The following is a 17,986-nucleotide window of genomic DNA, read 5'->3' as shown; positions in this document are numbered from 1 at the left end:
GGCGCAGACGCCGTTTCCCTTCGTCTTTGTCGCGCGGGTCGCCGCGCCGACCGGATCAGCTTGCGCTGGGGCTCTTGCCGAAATGCAGGTGATCGCCGAGCCAGGTCCAGGCGCTGCGGAAGGCAGCGGCAGTGGCTTGGGCGCGCAGATCATGGGCCTGACGCTCGACAGCGGTCAGATCAACGGATTCACGGTGGGCAACAACAGTTTTCATATCATCTACTCCGGCTTGGTTGACCCTGATCTACGCTGCACTGCCGCAAAGGAGTAGGGGTCCTTCTTGCATGCCCGCTATGGCGTTCGTGCAAGGGCTGGGCCGTGGGCCCGGGATGCGGTCGTTGCACGCGGCTTCTGGGGCGCTATCTTTGCTCGGAGCCTTATGGGCATTGCGAAGTTAGCGCTAACGCTCTAAGACGCGCCTCATGGTCGCGCGATGCGGAGGGAAGACATCCATGGCACTCCTTAACACAGTTCACGAGGTCACAGCCCGCATTGAGGCGCGCAGCGCCGAGGCGCGTGCTACCTATCTCGAGCGGATGCGCCGCGCTGCCGAAGACGGGCCGCGCCGGGCGCATCTGAGCTGCGGGAACCAGGCCCATGCCTATGCGGCGATGGGCGGGGACAAGGATGCGCTCGTGGCCGAGCGGAGTGCCAATATCGGGATCGTCACCGCTTACAACGACATGCTCAGCGCGCATCAGCCGTTTCAGACCTATCCGGACCGGATCAAGGATGCCGCCCGGCGGGTCGGGGCCACAGCCCAGGTTGCGGGCGGGGTGCCGGCCATGTGCGATGGGGTCACGCAGGGCCAGATCGGGATGGAGCTCAGCCTCTTTTCCCGGGATGTGATCGCCCTGGCGACGGGCGTGGCGCTCAGCCACAACACGTTTGACGCCGCCGCCTATCTCGGCGTGTGCGACAAGATCGTGCCGGGCCTCGTGATCGCGGCAGCGACCTTTGGCTATCTACCCGGCGTGTTCATACCCGCCGGGCCCATGGTCAGCGGCCTGCCCAATGACGAGAAGGCCAAGGTGCGCCAGCAATTCGCCACGGGCGAGGTGGGCCGCGACAAGCTGATGGAGGCCGAGATGGCCTCCTATCACGGGCCGGGCACCTGCACCTTCTATGGCACGGCCAATTCCAACCAGATGCTGATGGAGTTCATGGGGCTGCACCTGCCGGGCGCGTCCTTCGTCAATCCGGGCACGCCCCTGCGCGAAGCGCTGACGGACGCCGCGACGGAGCGTCTGGCCGCGGTGACGATGCTGGGCAATGACTATCGCCCGGTCTGCGATGTGCTCGATGCCAAGGCCTTCGTGAACGGGATCGTGGGGCTGATGGCCACCGGCGGGTCGACGAACCTCGTGATCCATCTGCCGGCCATGGCACGCGCCGCGGGCGTCTTGCTCGATCTGCAGGATTTCGCGGATCTGTCGGAAGTGACTCCGCTCATGGCGCGGGTCTATCCGAACGGGCTCGCGGATGTGAACCATTTCCACGCGGCGGGCGGGCTGTCCTACATGATCGGCGAGTTGCTTGAGGCGGGGCTGCTGCATCCCGATACCAAGACCATCGCCGGAGACGGTCTGGCCGACTATGCCCGCGAGCCGAAGCTGATTGACGGTCAGATCCGCTATGAGGATGGGCCGGGCGAGAGCCTGAACGCCAAGATCCTGCGCCCGGCGGCGGATGGGTTTGCGGCAAGCGGCGGGCTCAAGGAGTTGAAGGGCAATCTCGGGCGCGGTGTGATGAAGGTCTCCGCCGTGGCCCCGGAGCGGCATCTGATCGAGGCCCGCGCGCGTGTCTTCGAGAGCCAGGATGCGGTGAAAGCGGCCTTCAAGGCGGGCGAGTTCACCGAAGATACGGTGGTGATCGTGCGCTTCCAGGGGCCCAAGGCCAATGGCATGCCCGAGCTGCACGCGCTGACGCCGGTACTGGCGGTGCTGCAGGATCGCGGGCTGAAGGTGGCGCTTGTGACCGATGGCCGGATGTCCGGTGCCTCGGGCAAGGTGCCTGCGGCGATCCATGTGGCGCCCGAAGCGCTTGATGGCGGACTGATGGCCAAGGTGCAGACGGGTGATCTGGTGCGGGTGGACGCGGCGAACGGCGTGCTTGAGGTGCTCGAGCCCGGGATCGAAGACCGCGCCCCGGCAACCCCGGATCTGAGCGCGAATTCCAATGGGATCGGGCGTGAGCTGTTCGAGGTGTTCCGCGGCAGTGTCGGCCCAGCCAGCAGCGGCGCTGGCGTGGTGGTTTAAGGAGAGCGAAATGACCCCGAGCGAAGCAAGCGCCCAGGCGCGTGAAATCTGCGGGCTGGCCCCGGTCATTCCTGTTCTGGTGATCCATGAACTGGCCCATGCACGGCCCCTGGCCGAGGCGCTGGTGGCGGGGGGGCTCCCTGCGCTGGAAGTCACCTTGCGCACGCCCGTGGCGCTCGAGGCGATTGCCGAGATGGCAAAGGTCGAGGGCGGGGTCGTCGGGGCAGGGACGCTCCTGACCCCGGCGGATGTGGCAGCGGCCAAGGCTGCCGGAGCGCTCTTTGGGGTCTCTCCCGGCGCGACGCCAACCTTGCTCGATGCAGCTGAAGCGGCGGATCTGCCGATGCTGCCCGGGGCGGCGACCTCCACCGAGGTGATGGCGCTCTTGGAGCGGGGCTATACGGTTCAGAAGTTCTTCCCGGCCGAAGCCAATGGCGGCGCGCCCGCGCTAAAATCGATCGGCGCGCCCCTGCCGCAAGTGTCGTTCTGCCCGACCGGCGGGGTGTCTTTGGCCAATGCGCCCACCTATCTGGGCCTGTCGAACACGCTCTGCGTCGGGGGGTCCTGGGTGGCGCCTGCGGCTCTGATGGAGGCCGGAGACTGGGACGGCATCACGAAATTGGCCGCAGAAGCGGCAGAATTGTCACGCTGACCTCTGGCGTTGACTGCGACAAATGCGCTGAAAGCGGCGGATCCGCGCCGCCTTCATAAAAAAGTCGTTTTGCACTCACGGAACGTTAACGGGGCTCTGTCATGACAACGGGGCAGATCAGTGGTTACGGTGCGTTTCGTTGCCCGAGGCTCTTTCATGTGTGTTCCCGCCTCGCTTACTAGTGTGCCACTGATCTGTAATGCGGCCCGACGCGCTGTCAGTCGGCCAAGTCCTCCGTCAGACAGGCTTTGAGCTCCTCCAGATCCGCGCAGACCGTGATCATCTCCCGCAGGCTGTGATTGGCAAAGCCCTGGGCGATCACATGATCGACCAGCGCGAGGAGCGGCCCCCAATAGTCCTGAATGTTCAGCAGATACAGCGGCTTGGCGTGCAGGCCCAGCTGGCGCCAGGTGAGCACCTCGAAAAATTCGTCCAGAGATCCGGCGCCACCGGGCAGCACGACAATGGCGTTCGAGTTGGTGAACATCACCTTCTTGCGCTCATGCATGGTCTCGGTCACGACAAAGCGGCTGAGATCGGTTTTGCCCACCTCCATCTCCAGCAGATGGGTGGGAATGACCCCGAACGTGTCGCCTCCGGCCTCCTGACAGGCGCGGGCCACATGGCCCATCAGACCCACATCTCCGGCCCCATAGACCAGCTGATGCCCGGCTTGCGCGAGCCACGTGCCGAGCGCGGTTGCAGCCCCTTCATAGGCAGGATCGAGGCCCGGTCGGGCCCCGCAAAACACACATATCGAGGCCATGTTTTCCATCTCCGGGGTTGCCCACACTGTTACACGCCTGTGTGATTGACCCTTTCCCCTTTGTAAACATGTGGATAAGGTACCTCATCTCGCACATGTCAGGATGTTGACCGGCCATCACCCGGCGCGACCTGCCAAAACGGGGAGCGGAGATGGGCAGAAGCCATTCACGGACAGGAGGAAGCGGCGGCCTGAGTCAGATCCTGTCTGGCGGGCTCACAGCGGCTGTTCTCGTGCTGGCTGGCCTCCTTGCCTGGGGTGTGCTGAGCCCGGATGAGGCGCCGGAGACGGCGGCACTCGATCCCACCCCGGCACCAAGCACGACCCCTGCACCTGCAGCCGTCGAGGAGACGCCCCCGCAAGCGACCGCGCCCGCCGATCCCGCGCCCGAGGTGGCAGCGCCTGCGCCGGTGGAGCAAACCGCCGTCGCGCCCGCGGAGACCGTGGAGACTGCGCCCGAACCCGCGCCCATTCCGGATGCAACGCTGCAAGAGGCTGAGACATCGGCCCCCGCTGAGGAGCCGAGCCAAGCTCCCATCGAGATTGCTGAGCCAGAGGCGACCCCGGAGGACGTGCCGGCCTTCGACGTGATCCGTGTCGATCCCAGCGGCGGAGCCGTGGTCGCCGGGAGTGCCGCGCCCGGAGAAACCGTGCGCGTCCTGGTGGATGGGGAAACCGTTGCGGAGACGACCGCAGACCGTCGTGGCAATTTCGTGGCGCTGTTCGATCTCGCCCCCTCACAGACTGCGCGCTCCATGACGTTGGAGGCGGAATGGACCTCTGGCGCGGTGATCGCCTCGCGCGAAACCGCACTGGTGTCGCCCTTTGCGGGATCCGCTGCCCGAGCGCCTGCGGCTCCGCAGGCGATCCTGCGCGCGGATGCCACGCTGCCCCCATCCGCCGAGACCGAGCGTCCTCCGGCGGCGGAGCAGGGCGCGTCCGCGCTGTCCGACCCGGACAGCGCCACCACACCAGAGGCCACGCCGGAGGAGCCCGTCATCGCCGCAGCCCCGCAAGTCGTGATCGTCTCTGATGCAGGTGTTGCGCGGCCAGCGGCGCCGAGCGCCCAGCCTGAGCGCCCGGGCGTGCCGCAATCGCGCAACGTGGTGATCGATACGATCTCCTATGATGCGGGCGGGGAGGTCATTCTCCTGGGCCGGGCAGTGCCGGGGCGCGAGGTGCGGATCTATCTCAACAATGCGCTCGCCCATCGGGCTGCTGTCGCGGAAGCCGGGATCTGGCAGGCACGCGTGACCGGGATCAAGAGCGGCCTCTATACTCTGCGCGCCGATGAGGTGGATGAGAGCGGCACCGTGGTGTCGCGCTTCGAAACCCCGTTCGAGCGCGCGATCCCCGAAGACGCTGTCCGTGCTGCTGCGGCCACGCAGGCCGCCGAGCCCCAGTCCGACACGACAGGGACCGAAACACTCTCCGAGGCTGAGACCGTAGAGCGTGACGCCGCACAAGGTGCGCGTTCAGTCGCCGGGATCGTGACCGTTCAGCCGGGCTTCACCCTGTGGCAGATCGCGCGCGAGAATTACGGCGAGGGCACGCAGTTTGTTCGCGTCTTTGACGCCAATCGAGACCGGATCCGCAACCCGGACCTGATCTACCCCGGTCAGGTGTTTGTGGTGCCGGACCAGTAAGCCCTCTGGCCTTCCGGACAGGCTCTGTCTAGGGTGCCGGCCATGCGCGGTGCCCGACTTTCTGACGATCCCAGTGACAGCGAAACACGACGTTCCGGTTGGATGGTGATCCGCCGCGTGGCGCCCTATCTCTGGCCCGATGACATGCCTTGGGTGAAGCGCAGGGTGGTGCTGGCCATGGCCGCGCTCTTCATGGCCAAGCTCATCGCGGTGGGCACGCCGTTTTTCTACAAGCTCGCCGTGGATGCGCTCGCAGGGGACGCGCCGTCGGACACCATGCTGCTGGCGGTGGGGGCCGTGGGGCTGACCGTGGCCTATGGCATGGCGCGGCTGATGACAGTGGGGTTCCAGCAGCTCCGCGATGTGATCTTTGCCAAGGTCGGGCAGAGGGCGCTCCGCACCCTTGCACTGGAGACTTTCACCCATATCCATCGCCTCTCCATGCGCTATCACATCACGCGCAAGACCGGCGGGCTCAGCCGGATCATCGAGCGGGGGGTGAAGGGAGTCGAGTTCCTCCTGCGGTTCATGCTCTTTTCCATCGGGCCGCTCATCCTCGAGCTTTCGCTGATCTCGATCATTCTCTTTGTCTATTTCGATGCGAGCTACCTGCTGGTGGTAGCCGCGACCATCGCGCTCTACGTGACGTTTACGTTCAAGGTCACCGAGTGGCGCGTGCGGATCCGCCGCGAGATGAACCGGCAGGACACGGATGCGAACCAGAAGGCCATCGACAGCCTTCTGAACTTCGAGACGGTCAAATATTTCGGGGCCGAACGGCGCGAGGCGGAGCGGTATGACAGCGCGATGGAGGGCTATGAGGCCGCCGCCCTGCGCACGAGCTACACCCTCGGGTTTCTGAATTTCGGACAGTCGGTGCTGATCACCTCGGGGCTGGTGGGGGTGATGGTGCTGGCGGCGCTTGGCGTGCAGCGGGGCGATCTGACCGTGGGCGATTTCGTCATGGTCAACGCCTATATGCTGCAGATCACCCAGCCCCTGAACTTCCTCGGCACGGTCTATCGCGAGATCCGGCAGGCCCTGATCGATATGGGGGATATGTTCCATCTGCTTGAGCAGCCCGCCGAAGTGCAGGACAAGCCGGATGCGCCAGAGATCCGTGTGACTGGCGGCGAAGTTGTGCTCGACGATGTGGTCTTCGGCTATGACGCGGCGCGTCCGATCCTCAAAGGGGTGAGCCTGCGGGTGGGCGCAGGACAGACCGTGGCGATTGTGGGGCCCTCGGGCTCGGGGAAGTCGACCATCGGGCGGCTGCTCTTCCGGTTCTACGATGTCTCCGAGGGCGCGCTGCGGATTGACGGGCAGGATGTGCGCGACATCACGCAGGAAAGCCTGCATGCGCAGATCGGCGTGGTGCCGCAGGACACGGTGCTCTTCAACGACACGATCCTCTATAACATCGCCTATGGCCGCCCCGCCGCCAGCCGGTCCGAGATCGAGGCCGCGGCCAAGGCGGCCAAGATCCACGACTTCATCCAAAGCCTGCCCGAGGGCTACGAGACCAAGGTGGGCGAGCGCGGGCTGAAGCTTTCGGGTGGTGAGAAACAACGGGTCGGCATCGCGCGCACCTTGCTGAAGGACCCACCGATCCTGCTGCTGGATGAGGCGACCTCGGCGCTGGATAGCGAGACGGAACGGGACATTCAGGACAGTCTCGCCGCCATGGGGCAGGGGCGCAGTGTGATCACCATTGCCCACCGTCTGTCCACGGTGGTGGAGGCGGATCTGATCATCGTGCTGGAGAACGGTGTGGTGGTGGAGCAGGGCACCCATGAGGTGCTTGTCGGAAATGGCGGGCGCTACGCTGCGATGTGGACCCGGCAGCTTTCCGAACCCGATGCGGATGCAGCGTAGGGGCGGCCGCTTGCGTCTCGAAACGGGCCAATCGTGCGATCACCCGCAGGGAGCAGCCCTATGGGGCTTGCATCTCGGAACGGTATCGGGTTGAGAAACCGGCAAAAAAAAGGGCCGAGCATAAGCTCGGCCTAAGTCCAACAGGGAGGTATAGAACAACATGCCGTTGTCCTATGCACATCAGATAGGACGCGCCTCATTTTCGATCAAGAATGAAAAATGCCGCAGGTGCGCAATTCCGCTATGACGGAAACGCATAGCTACTCGTCGACGTCACGTTTTGCGCGGCGATAGGCGATGACTTCCTCGGCCACGAAGTCGCGGAAGGCCTCAATCCTCTTGGAGTGACGCAGCTCCTCGGGATAGGCGAGGAAGACGGGGACATCGCTGCTCTCGAAATCGGGGATGACCTGTTCGAGCTGCGGGAAATCCGTGACGAGATAGTCCGGCAGCACCCCGATGCCGAGATCGTTGATCACTGCCTGCAGCACACCGAAATAGTTGTTCACCATCAGCGAGTGCGTAACGTCATTGTTGAAGATCTCGCGCACCAAGAGCCCGCCGGCACTGACCTGCGCGCTGTCGCTGTTCTGGCAGATGATCCGGTGATCCGAGATATCGCTGATCTTCGACGGGCGGCCATTACGCGCCAGATAGCTGGGCGATGCATAAAGACGCATGCGGATTGTCATCAGCTTTCTGCGAATGAGGTCTGCCTGGCTCGGCTCCTTCATGCGGATCGCCACATCGGCCTCGCGCATGGGCAGGTCCAGCACGCGCTCCTCGAGCATCAGGTCAACGTTCAGGTCCGGGTAGCGCTCATAGAGCCGCGAGAGGCGCGGCGCGAGCCAGAGGGAGCCGAAGCCGATCGTGGTCGTCACACGGAGCTGGCCGAACACCTCCTCCTCGCTGTCACGGATCCGGGCCGAGGCTGCTTCGAGCCGTTTCGACATGGCGGCGGTGGCATCAAACAGGAGCTCTCCCTGTTCGGTCAGGATCAGCCCGCGGGCATGGCGGTGGAACAGGATCGTGTTGAGGCTTTCCTCAAGCGCGCGGATCTGTCGGCTGACGGCTGACTGGCTCAAATGCAGGGAATCGCCCGCATGTGTCAGGCTGCCCGCATCCGCGACCGCGTGGAAGATCCGCAGTTTGTCCCAGTCCATGGTCCGATAATGTCCCTGTAGGTTGTATTTTGCGCTAACAGTTACCCGCAAGGGGCCTCTGCGCGCAATGAAGTCTTTGGCGCGAAATTGATTTTGTAGGTCAGGAAATTTGACCTATATTGGGATCAGCTTTGACCGTCTGGGAGGGATCGCGATGAGTTTGCTCGATGTAAATCTGTCTGATCGGCTGGATCTGGAGGCGTCTCCGGTCCTTTTGAATGGCACGCAGGCGCTGGTGCGTCTGACTTTGATGCAGGCGGCACGGGACAAGGCGGCGGGGCTCGACACCGCTGGATATGTCACCGGATATCGCGGCTCGCCGCTTGGGGCGGTGGATCAGCAGATGGGGCAAAACATTGACACCCTGCGGGCCGCAGGGGTCGAGTTCGAACCCGGTCTCAACGAGGATCTGGCGGCGACCGCGCTCTGGGGCACCCAGCAAGCCGAGCTGCGGGGCGAAGGGCGCCATGATGGCGTCTTTGGCATGTGGTATGGCAAGGGCCCGGGCGTCGATCGCACGGGCGATGTGATGAAACATGCCAATCTCGCCGGGACCTCCCCCCATGGTGGCGTGATCTTCGTGATGGGCGATGACCACACGGGCGAAAGCTCGACCACTTGCCATCAGTCGGAATTCGCCTTGCTCGACGCCTATATGCCGGTCCTCTCCCCGGCGGGCGTGCAGGAGATCCTTGACTACGGGCTCTTTGGCTGGGCGCTCAGCCGCTATGCCGGGGTCTGGGTCGGGCTGAAGGCGATGAAGGACACGGTGGAGGCCACGGCGGTCGTGGATGGCCGTGCGGATCGCATGAGTTTCGTGACACCGGATTTCGTCTTGCCCGAGGGTGGTCTGAACATCCGTCTCGTGGACAGCTGGATCCCCCAGGAAGAGCGCCTGATCGGTCAGAAACGCTACGCTGCCGAGGCGTTCGGCCATGCCAACAAGATCGACAAGCGGGTCTATGGCAAGCCCGGGGCCAAGATCGGCTTTCTCGCGGCGGGCAAGAACTGGCTGGATCTGAGCCATGCGCTCGACCTCTTGGGCATCGACGCGGAGCGGGCTGAGGCGCTCGGGATCACCACCTACAAGGTCGGGATGACCTGGCCGCTGGACCGGACCGGGTTTCTTGATTGGGCCGAGGGGCTCGACCTGATCGTTGTGGTCGAGGAGAAGCGCAAACTGCTTGAGGTGCAGGTCAAGGAGACGATCTTCAACGACCGGCGCGGACGGCGGGTCTATGGCGGCGAGAAAGCCCCGGGCGAGGTGCTCTTCCCGGCCTATGGGGCGCTCGATCCGGTGACGATCGCGCAGACGCTGGGCGAGGTGCTGATCGAGGAGGGGCGCGGATCCGAGGCGCTGGAGGCGGCGGTCGCGCGGCTGAACGAGGCCAAGCGGGCGGATAATGCCGAGGATCTGGCCAAACGCACCGCCTATTTCTGTTCGGGTTGTCCCCATAACACCTCCACCAAGGTGCCCGAGGGGGCCCATGCCTTTGCCGGGATCGGGTGTCATTACATGGCGCTTTGGATGGATCGGGATACGGCGGGCTTCACCCATATGGGCGGCGAGGGAGCCAATTGGATCGGGGAGGGCAAGTTCTCCACCCGGGATCACGTCTTCCAGAATATCGGCGACGGGACCTACAATCATTCGGGCATTCAGGCGATCCGCGCGGCCCATGCGGCACACGCAAATATCACCTACAAGATCCTCTTTAATGACGCCGTGGCCATGACCGGCGGGCAGACCAATGATGGTGGGCTCGACGCAGCGCGCATCGCATGGGAGCTCAAGGGGATCGGGCTGCGCAATATCCGTATTGTCTATGACGAAAAGGAGGAGATTGATTTCTCCGCCTTTCCTGGCGATCTGCCGCGCAGCGGGCGGGACAGTCTCATGCAGGTGCAGGAGGAGCTGGCCAAGACCTCCGGCGTCTCGGCGATCCTCTATATCCAGACCTGCGCTGCCGAAAAGCGCCGCCGCCGCAAGCGCGGGCTCTTTCCGGATCCGGACAAGCGGGTCTTCATCAACACGGATGTCTGCGAGGGCTGCGGCGATTGCGGTGTGCAATCGAACTGCGTCTCCATTGTCCCTGCCGAGACCGAGCTCGGTCGCAAGCGCGCGGTGGATCAATCCGCCTGCAACAAGGACTTCAGCTGCCTCAAGGGCTTCTGCCCGTCTTTCGTGACCGTGGAGGGTGGCAAGCTGCGCAAGGCTGCCACGGCGGAGGTCGAGACCGGCGCGCTGCCGGAGCCGGACCTGCCCGCGATTTCGGGGACCCATAACCTGCTGATCACCGGTGTGGGCGGCATGGGCGTGGTCACCATCGGCGCGACCCTGGCCATGGCCGCGCGGCTGGAGGGCAAAGGCGTCGGCATGATGGAGATGGCCGGTCTCGCCCAGAAGGGCGGCGCGGTGCAGATCCATTGCCGGATCGCCGAACGCCCCGAAGATATCAGCGCCGTGCGGGTCTCGGTCGGCGAGGCCGATGGGGTGATCGGAGGCGATCTGGTGGTGACAGCGAGCAGCGGCATTCAGGGCATGATGACCCAGGGTCGCACGCGCGCGGTGGTCAACAGCCACGAGATTGTGACCGGTGATTTCACCCGTGATCGGGAGTTCCGGATCCCGGGATCGGACCTGCAGGTTTCGCTGCAGGCGCGGCTCGGCGCGGACGGGGTAGCCTTCCTCGACAGCTCGGAGCTCGCGCGCAAGCTTCTGGGCGACTCAATCTTTTCCAACATGCTGGTCACCGGGGCGGCCTGGCAGCAGGGGCTCATCCCGCTCAGTCAGGAGGCGATCCTGCGGGCGATCGAGCTGAACGGCGCCGCCGTGGAGCGCAACAAGCGTGCGTTCGAGTTTGGACGCTGGGCCGTGCTCAACCTGGAGGCGGCGGGGCGGCTCCTGTCTGCCGAGGTGGTGGAGCGCCCCAAGACGCTTGAGGAGAAGATCGCCTTCCGGGAGGATCATTTGCGCAAGTACCAATCCGCCCGTCTGGCGAAGAAGTACCGCCGCGCGGTGGAGGCCGTGGAGGACCCGGTGCTCAAGGAAGCCGTCGCGCTGAACTACCACAAGGTTCTGAGTTACAAGGATGAATACGAAGTCGCGCGCCTCCTGCGGGACACAGCTTCGAAAGCGGCGGAGAGCTTCGATGGCGATCTGAAGCTGACCTATCATCTGGCGCCGCCGCTCCTGTCGCGGACTGGCGCGGATGGTCGCCCGGTCAAGCGCGCCTTCGGGGCGTGGATCGAAAAGCTCTATGGGCCGCTCGCGGCGATGAAGGTTCTGCGAGGCACGCCGCTCGACCCGTTCGGCTACACAGCCGAGCGGCGGCGGGAGCGGGCCTTGATCAAGCTCTATGAGGCGGACCTCGCCAAGGTGCAGGCCGGTCTCAATACGACGCGCCGGGACGCCGCCGCAGCTCTGCTCGCTTGGCCGGACATGGTGCGCGGCTTCGGGCCGGTCAAAGCACAGGCCGAGGAGACCATGCACCGCCGCCGGGCAGAGCTGTGGACCGCCTTTGACAGGGCCGAAGCGGGCCTTGCGCGGGCTGCGGAATAGACTTGGAGCTGTAGCCCCAGTTGCGCTAAAGGGAACGACAGATCCAGTGGAGCGCCCTATGTCCACATCCCGCGAAGTGGCTCGTGAAATCAGCTATGCGTCCTCCGCCCAGTCCAAGATGGGCCGGGCACTGATCCGTGTGACCGAGAACGCCACCGGTCGCCTGCGTCTGATCGAACAGGCCGCAGGCTATGAGCATGAGGTCGCGGCGGGGCGGAACTTCTGGGATGTGATGGCGGAGCGCTATCGTCTGTCTCTCGAGGTGATCGGCGGCAGCCTCAGCAACATTCCCTGCGAGGGCCCGCTCGTTCTGATCGCGAACCACCCTTACGGGATTCTTGACGGCTTGATCCTCGGGCAGATCCTCAGCCACCGGCGGGATGCTTACCGGATCCTCGCCCATCAAGTGTTCCGTAAGGCGCGGGACCTTGAAGAGATCATCCTGCCGATCAGCTTTGACGAGACCAAGGAAGCCGTCGCGCTCAACATCGCCACCCGGAAAGAGGCGCTCGGCTTTCTTGATCAAGGCGGGGCCATCGGGATCTTCCCCGGGGGCACGGTGAGCACTTCGGCCACGCCCTTTGGCTATCCGATGGATCCGGGCTGGCGCAGCTTCACCGCGCGGATGATCGCGAAATCCGAGGCGACGGTCGTGCCGATCTTCTTCGAGGGGCATAACTCGCGGCTTTTCCAGCTGGCGAGCCATCTCCATGCGAATTTGCGCACCGCGCTCCTGATCAAGGAGTTCAAATCCCGCGTCGGAGGCCCGGTCCGGATCGTTGTGGGGGAGCCTCTGGGGCGCGACGCCCTGGCGCCCTACTTGGCAAATCCCAAGGGAATGATGGACTTTCTGCGCGAGGAGACCTATCGCTTGTCGCCACAGCCGTTGCTGGAGCACGGCTATGGGCATGAATTCGAAGACAAGCACAGGATCTGATGGCAGTCGGTGTATTCGATAGCGGCCTTGGAGGGCTGACGGTGCTGGACGCCGTGTCCCGGCGTCTGCCGGAGGTGCCGTTTGTCTATTTCGGCGACAACCGGCATGCGCCTTATGGTGTGCGCGATGCGGAGAATGTCTATGACCTGACCACCCATGCGGTGGAGCAGCTTTGGGACGAAGGCTGTGATCTGGTCATTCTGGCCTGCAACACGGCCTCGGCGGCGGCTCTGCGGCGGATGCAGGAGAGCTGGATCCCCGAGGATAAACGCGTGCTGGGGGTTTTTGTGCCCCTGATCGAGGCCCTGACCGAGCGGCAATGGGGCGACAACTCCCCGCCGCGCGAAGTGGCGGTGAAGCATGTGGCGCTTTTTGCGACGCCCGCGACCGTGTCGAGCCGGGCGTTCCAGCGGGAGCTGGCCTTCCGCGCCATCGGCGTGGATGTGGAGGCGCAGCCCTGCGGCGGTGTCGTGGATGCCATCGAAGAGGGCGATATGATCCTCGCCGAGGCGCTGGTCCGGTCCCATGTGGAGGCGCTCAAACGGCGCATGCCTCATCCGGAGGCGGCGATCCTTGGCTGCACCCATTACCCCTTGATGGAAGACATCTTTCAGGACGCGCTCGGCTCGGATGTGAAGGTCTATAGTCAGGCCAGCCTTGTGGCCGAGAGCCTCGCTGATTACCTGAAGCGGCGGCCCGAGATGCTGGGCTCCGGGACGTCCTCCGGCTTCCTGACCACGGGCGACACCCAATCGGTGTCGAACAAAGCCACACAATTCCTCCGACGCAAGATCGAGTTTCGCGCGGCTGAGCCCGCATCCTCCATCTAAGTCCTATCGTCAGTCAGAGACCACCCATGTTCAATATCGCTATCCTCGGGGCGTCCGGATACACCGGCGCCGAGCTCGTTCGGTTGATCGCCACCCATCCGCAAATGCGCATCACGGCCCTGTCCGCGGACCGCAAGGCGGGGCAGGAAATGGGGGCGGTCTTTCCCCATCTGCGCCATCTGGATCTGCCCAAGCTGGTCAAGATCGACCAGATCGATTTTGCGGCCGTGGATCTGGTCTTCTGCGCGCTGCCCCATGCCACGAGCCAGGCGGTGATCGCCAAGCTGCCCGGCAACGTAAAGATCGTGGATCTCTCGGCGGATTTCCGGCTGCGGGATCCGGAGGCCTACGAGAAATGGTATGGCGGCGCCCATGACGCGCTCGACCTGCAAAAGGAAGCGGTCTATGGGCTGACCGAGTTCTACCGGTCCCAGATCCGCGACGCGCGGCTTGTGGCGGGCACGGGATGCAACGCGGCGACTGGCCAATACGCCCTGCGACCCCTTATCGCGGCTGGGGTGATCGACCTGGATGAGATCATCATCGACCTGAAAACCGGGGTCTCCGGGGCCGGGCGGTCGCTGAAGGAGAACCTCCTTCATGCGGAGCTGTCGGAGGGGTCCCATGCCTATGCGGTGGGGGGCACGCACCGCCATCTGGGCGAGTTTGATCAGGAGTTTTCCGAGATCGCCGGGCGTCCTGTGCATGTACAGTTTACGCCGCATTTGTTGCCTGCAAACAGGGGGATAATTGCCACTGTTTATGTGAAAGGTGAGGCGTCCGAGGTCTATGATGCGCTGGCGGATGCCTATGAAGACGAGCCCTTCGTCATCGTGCTGCCCGAGGGCGAGCATCCGTCCACGCGCCATGTGCGCGGCTCGAATTTCGTGCATATCGGCGTGGTCGCGGACCGGCTGCCCGGGCGCGCCATTGTGATCGCGGCCCTCGACAACCTGACCAAGGGCAGCTCGGGCCAAGCGTTGCAGAACGCCAACCTGATGTTAGATATTGAGGAGACGACGGGCCTCATGCTGGCGCCTGTCTTTCCTTGACGCGCCCCTGAGCAGCGGAGGCCACGATGCGTGGGTTGAAGAAGAAACGCCGGATCCAAATTCTCGCGATTGCCGCGGTGGCCCTTGCGGTCTCCACGGCGCTGATCGGTTATGCGATGCGCGACGGGATCAACTTCTTTCGCTCCCCCAGCCAGGTGGCCGAAGCGCCGCCACCCGAGAGCGAGGTCTTTCGCATCGGCGGGCTGGTCGAGATTGGCACACTGGTGCGCGGCACTTCCGAGACGATCACCTTCAATGTGACCGATGGCGGCGCCTCGGTCCCGGTGAGCTACACGGGCGTGTTGCCGGATCTCTTTGGCGAGAACGAGGGGACTGTGGCCACGGGCTCTCTCAAGAACGGGGTGTTCGTGGCGACCGAGGTGTTGGCGCGTCATGACGAGACCTATATGCCCAAAGAGGTGATTGACGCGCTGAAGGAGCAGGGGGTCTATCAGGACCCCAGCGCCAGCAGCGGAGATGCCTACGGATCGACCAGCGGATCCTGAGCCTACCCCCGTGCAACGGCCAACGCACGTAGAGGTTTATAGAAATTAACCAAAACCCCTGAGTCTTCCTGCAAGTTTTAACAAGTGCAGGAGGGCATGCTGTGCGCGATGTCCAACAACTCGCCCGCGAGATCGTGGCGCGCGAAGGCGGCTATGTGAACGACCCGGATGATCCCGGTGGGGCGACGAATTTCGGGGTCACGATCCATACCATGCGCCGCCTCGGGCTCGACCTGGATGGCGATGGCGCGGTGACCTCCCGCGACGTGCGCGCCCTGAGCCAGGCGCAGGCGATCGAGATCTTCATCACCCGGTATTTCAACGCACCGAAGCTGGGGCTTTTGCCCGAAGCGCTCCATGCGACCGTGTTCGACATGTATGTCAACGCGGGCAGCAACGCGATCAAGATCCTCCAGCGGCTTCTGCGGGATATGGGTCTGGACGTGGCGGTGGATGGTGTCATGGGGCCGCAGACCGCCAAGGCGGCCCATGCGGCCCATGACGCGGCCCCGGCCCATCTGGTCGATGCCTATGGGATCGCCCGTCGGAACTACTACTACCGGATCGGTGACCGTCGTGCGGCCTCGCGGAAATACGCGCGCCGTCGGGATGGCGGCAAGGGTGGCTGGATCACCCGGGCCGAAGAATTCATCTCGCCGCGCTTTCATCTTACGGAGGCCGAGCATCGCGCTCGGGTCGCGGCATGGGCCTGATCGCGAAGCTGTTCGGCTTTGTCTTCGGCGATGGCAACAAGGCCGTCAAAGAGACGATTGAGATCTTTCGCGAGAATGCCGAGGCCGGGGCGGAGCGCGAGCATCAGCTCACCACCGGTGCGCTCGCGCAATTCGCCGCAGAGTTCGCTCACAGCCATAGCAGCCGGTTTGACAGGGTGATCGACGGGCTCAATCGGGTGCCGCGCCCGGCGCTGGCCTTCGGGACGCTGGGGCTCTTCATCTCGGCCATGGCGGATCCGGCCTGGTTTGCGGCGCGCATGGAGGGCATGGCGCTGGTGCCCGAGCCGCTCTGGTGGCTCCTGGGCGCGATCGTGTCCTTCTATTTCGGCGCGCGGCACCAGTCGAAGTCTCAGGATTTCCAGAAATCCATCACCAAGACCGTGGCCCTGGCCAAGGCGGCGCGTCCGCCCGCGACGGTGGCGCCGGATCCCGCCGAAGAGGTCGCGTCGGAGAGCAATCCGGCCCTTGCAGAGTGGAAGGCCCAATCATGAACGAGGATTGGGCACGCAGCATCGAGAACCGGCTGAACATCCTCGAGACCCGCAATGCGGTCGAAGAGGTGCATCGCATCAATGTGGAAAGCCGCCTCACGGCCATAGAGGACACGCTGAAATGGCTGGTGCGGCTGATCATCGGCGCGTTCCTCCTGGCTCTGCTGGCCTATGCGCTGAAAGGAGGGTTCCTCCATGGCTAAGAGCTTGATGGCCGTGTTCTTCGGCATGCTGTTTCTCTTCGCGAGCTATTTCGGCGGGCAGATCGAGGGTCGTTTCTTCCCTGTGATCGACAAGACCGTCGTGACCCATGTGGAGCGGGACATCGAGAACCGCAGCCTCGTCTGGGGCCATGCGATGCAGCTGCGGGACTGCTCTTTCGTGCGGCTCGAATGGCGGATCGGGACACCGGCCCATTACGCGGCGATCGACGTGGTCTTCCTCGATGTGGCGGAGCTGCGGCCGGATGGGGTGTTCGATTTCGGGCCATGGAAGTTGCATGCGACCCCGGACCAGGTCATGAAGCGCAGCTTTGCGACGGTGGTCCATCGCTGCCACCCGCTCTGGAATACCGAAACGGTCTTCTGGCCCATGGCCGAGTGACCCAAAGCGGGGCGCGGGTGAAAAAATGACCCAGCGTCCCGCTTCCCCGTGCTGCTCGGGCTGATACTCTGCGCCGCGACAGAGAGCCTTTGAGGAGCCCGGCATGACCTATCAGACCATCGAGTTGACCGTGGAGGACGGGATCGGGGTGCTGACCCTGAACCGGCCCGATCTGATGAACGCGCTGAATTCGCAGATGCGGGCCGAGATCACCGATGCGGTCAAGCTCGCCGGAGAGGAGGCGCGGGTGCTGGTGCTGACCGGCGCGGGCAAGGCGTTCTGCTCGGGGCAGGATCTGGGTGACCGGGCCACGGCGGCCAATCTCGATCTGGAGCGTACCTTGCGGGACGAATACGTGCCCATGCTGCGCGCGATTTTTGATTGCCCGGTGCCGACGATCTCGGCGGTGAACGGGCCTGCGGCGGGGGCAGGGGCCAATCTCGCGCTCTCGGCGGATGTGGTGATTGCGACCGAGTCGGCGGTGTTCCTGCAGGCCTTCACGCGGATCGGGCTGATCCCCGATGCGGGCGGGACCTATTGGCTGCCGCGTCAGATGGGCTTTGCCAAGGCCATGGGGGCGGCGCTTTTCGCCGACAAGATCACTGCACAGCAGGCCGATGATTGGGGCATGATCTGGGAGGCGGTGGCCGATGACGAATTCGACGCCGTCTGGCGCGGGCGCGCGGCCCATCTCGCCAAGGGGCCGACCGCAGCCTACGCGGCGGTGAAGGAGGCCTTGCGGGACAGCTTCAACAACGACCTTGAGGGGCAGCTCGCGCTGGAGGCGCGGTTGCAGGGCAAGATGGGCCATACCCGCGACTTCCGCGAAGGGGTTCTGGCCTTTCTCGAAAAGCGCCCGGCATCTTTCGAAGGGCGCTGAGTGGCGTCTGCGCCCCCGGTTGCGGGGGCGC

Annotated in this window: 17 protein-coding genes; 14 read left to right on the top strand and 3 right to left on the bottom strand. The window is 64.4% G+C overall.

Going from position 1 to position 17,986, the window contains the following annotated elements; all coding sequences use genetic code 11:
- Positions 1 to 55 precede the first annotated feature (55 nt).
- On the bottom strand, positions 56 to 214 hold the full coding sequence (locus tag ACP153_RS07675; RefSeq protein ID WP_424970388.1) for an RSP_7527 family protein: 159 nt from the start codon (positions 212 to 214) through the stop codon (positions 56 to 58).
- A gap of 238 nt (positions 215 to 452) precedes the next feature.
- Between ACP153_RS07675 and edd the strand changes: the two genes are divergently transcribed.
- Both edd and eda read left to right on the top strand, forming a co-directional pair.
- A complete protein-coding gene (edd, locus tag ACP153_RS07670) occupies positions 453 to 2,258 on the top strand; it encodes a phosphogluconate dehydratase (protein WP_424970387.1) in 1,806 nt (601 codons plus the stop codon).
- A 10-nt stretch (positions 2,259 to 2,268) separates the two neighbouring features.
- The gene (gene eda, locus ACP153_RS07665; protein WP_424970386.1) at positions 2,269 to 2,910 is read left to right on the top strand and encodes a bifunctional 4-hydroxy-2-oxoglutarate aldolase/2-dehydro-3-deoxy-phosphogluconate aldolase; all 642 of its coding nucleotides are present in this window, start codon (positions 2,269 to 2,271) and stop codon (positions 2,908 to 2,910) included.
- A 217-nt stretch (positions 2,911 to 3,127) separates the two neighbouring features.
- Here eda and ACP153_RS07660 read toward each other — a convergent pair whose 3' ends face one another.
- The gene (locus tag ACP153_RS07660) at positions 3,128 to 3,676 is read right to left on the bottom strand and encodes a TIGR00730 family Rossman fold protein (RefSeq protein WP_424970385.1); all 549 of its coding nucleotides are present in this window, start codon (positions 3,674 to 3,676) and stop codon (positions 3,128 to 3,130) included.
- Between the two features lie 233 nt (positions 3,677 to 3,909).
- On the opposite strand from ACP153_RS07660, the gene ACP153_RS07655 reads away from it, so the two are divergent.
- The gene (locus ACP153_RS07655) at positions 3,910 to 5,322 is read left to right on the top strand and encodes a LysM peptidoglycan-binding domain-containing protein (RefSeq protein WP_424970384.1); all 1,413 of its coding nucleotides are present in this window, start codon (positions 3,910 to 3,912) and stop codon (positions 5,320 to 5,322) included.
- A gap of 42 nt (positions 5,323 to 5,364) precedes the next feature.
- Positions 5,365 to 7,197, top strand: a complete 1,833-nt coding sequence (locus ACP153_RS07650; RefSeq protein WP_424970383.1) for an ABCB family ABC transporter ATP-binding protein/permease — start codon at positions 5,365 to 5,367, stop codon at positions 7,195 to 7,197.
- A gap of 260 nt (positions 7,198 to 7,457) precedes the next feature.
- On the opposite strand, the gene ACP153_RS07645 is transcribed toward ACP153_RS07650, so the two are convergent.
- A complete protein-coding gene (locus tag ACP153_RS07645; protein ID WP_424970382.1) occupies positions 7,458 to 8,360 on the bottom strand; it encodes a LysR family transcriptional regulator in 903 nt (300 codons plus the stop codon).
- 154 nt (positions 8,361 to 8,514) lie between these two features.
- On the opposite strand from ACP153_RS07645, the gene ACP153_RS07640 reads away from it, so the two are divergent.
- The 10 genes from ACP153_RS07640 to ACP153_RS07595 all read left to right on the top strand — a co-directional run bounded on the left by ACP153_RS07640 (position 8,515) and on the right by ACP153_RS07595 (position 17,955).
- On the top strand, positions 8,515 to 11,922 hold the full coding sequence (locus tag ACP153_RS07640; protein WP_424970381.1) for an indolepyruvate ferredoxin oxidoreductase family protein: 3,408 nt from the start codon (positions 8,515 to 8,517) through the stop codon (positions 11,920 to 11,922).
- 58 nt (positions 11,923 to 11,980) lie between these two features.
- Positions 11,981 to 12,859 carry a lysophospholipid acyltransferase family protein gene (locus ACP153_RS07635; RefSeq protein WP_424970380.1) on the top strand — a complete coding sequence of 293 codons (879 nt, stop codon included), beginning with the start codon at positions 11,981 to 11,983 and terminating at the stop codon, positions 12,857 to 12,859.
- On the top strand, positions 12,859 to 13,689 hold the full coding sequence (gene murI / locus ACP153_RS07630; protein ID WP_424970379.1) for a glutamate racemase: 831 nt from the start codon (positions 12,859 to 12,861) through the stop codon (positions 13,687 to 13,689). Before ACP153_RS07635 ends, murI begins: the two co-directional genes overlap by 1 nt.
- A 26-nt stretch (positions 13,690 to 13,715) precedes the next feature.
- The gene (argC, locus tag ACP153_RS07625; RefSeq protein ID WP_424970378.1) at positions 13,716 to 14,741 is read left to right on the top strand and encodes an N-acetyl-gamma-glutamyl-phosphate reductase; all 1,026 of its coding nucleotides are present in this window, start codon (positions 13,716 to 13,718) and stop codon (positions 14,739 to 14,741) included.
- Positions 14,742 to 14,767: 26 nt separating this feature from the next.
- Positions 14,768 to 15,247, top strand: coding sequence for a cytochrome c maturation protein CcmE (gene ccmE / locus ACP153_RS07620; RefSeq protein ID WP_424970377.1), 480 nt, complete (start codon positions 14,768 to 14,770; stop codon positions 15,245 to 15,247).
- Positions 15,248 to 15,348: 101 nt separating this feature from the next.
- Positions 15,349 to 15,960: a holin-associated N-acetylmuramidase gene (locus ACP153_RS07615; RefSeq protein WP_424970376.1), complete on the top strand. Its 612-nt coding sequence runs from the start codon at positions 15,349 to 15,351 to the stop codon at positions 15,958 to 15,960.
- Positions 15,951 to 16,472: a holin family protein gene (locus ACP153_RS07610; protein WP_424970375.1), complete on the top strand. Its 522-nt coding sequence runs from the start codon at positions 15,951 to 15,953 to the stop codon at positions 16,470 to 16,472. Before ACP153_RS07615 ends, ACP153_RS07610 begins: the two co-directional genes overlap by 10 nt.
- Positions 16,469 to 16,675 (top strand): hemolysin XhlA family protein, encoded by a 207-nt coding sequence (locus ACP153_RS07605; RefSeq protein WP_424967581.1) that lies wholly within the window; start codon positions 16,469 to 16,471, stop codon positions 16,673 to 16,675. Before ACP153_RS07610 ends, ACP153_RS07605 begins: the two co-directional genes overlap by 4 nt.
- On the top strand, positions 16,668 to 17,075 hold the full coding sequence (locus tag ACP153_RS07600; protein WP_424970374.1) for a hypothetical protein: 408 nt from the start codon (positions 16,668 to 16,670) through the stop codon (positions 17,073 to 17,075). The genes ACP153_RS07605 and ACP153_RS07600 overlap by 8 nt, the downstream gene beginning before the upstream one ends.
- Before the next feature lie 103 nt (positions 17,076 to 17,178).
- Positions 17,179 to 17,955 (top strand): enoyl-CoA hydratase-related protein, encoded by a 777-nt coding sequence (locus ACP153_RS07595; protein ID WP_424970373.1) that lies wholly within the window; start codon positions 17,179 to 17,181, stop codon positions 17,953 to 17,955.
- Positions 17,956 to 17,986: the final 31 nt, after the last annotated feature.

This window comes from Dinoroseobacter sp. S76 (genome assembly GCF_049801095.1).
In the GTDB taxonomy this organism is placed as follows: domain Bacteria; phylum Pseudomonadota; class Alphaproteobacteria; order Rhodobacterales; family Rhodobacteraceae; genus Dinoroseobacter.
This window is presented reverse-complemented; position numbering and strand designations above follow the sequence as displayed.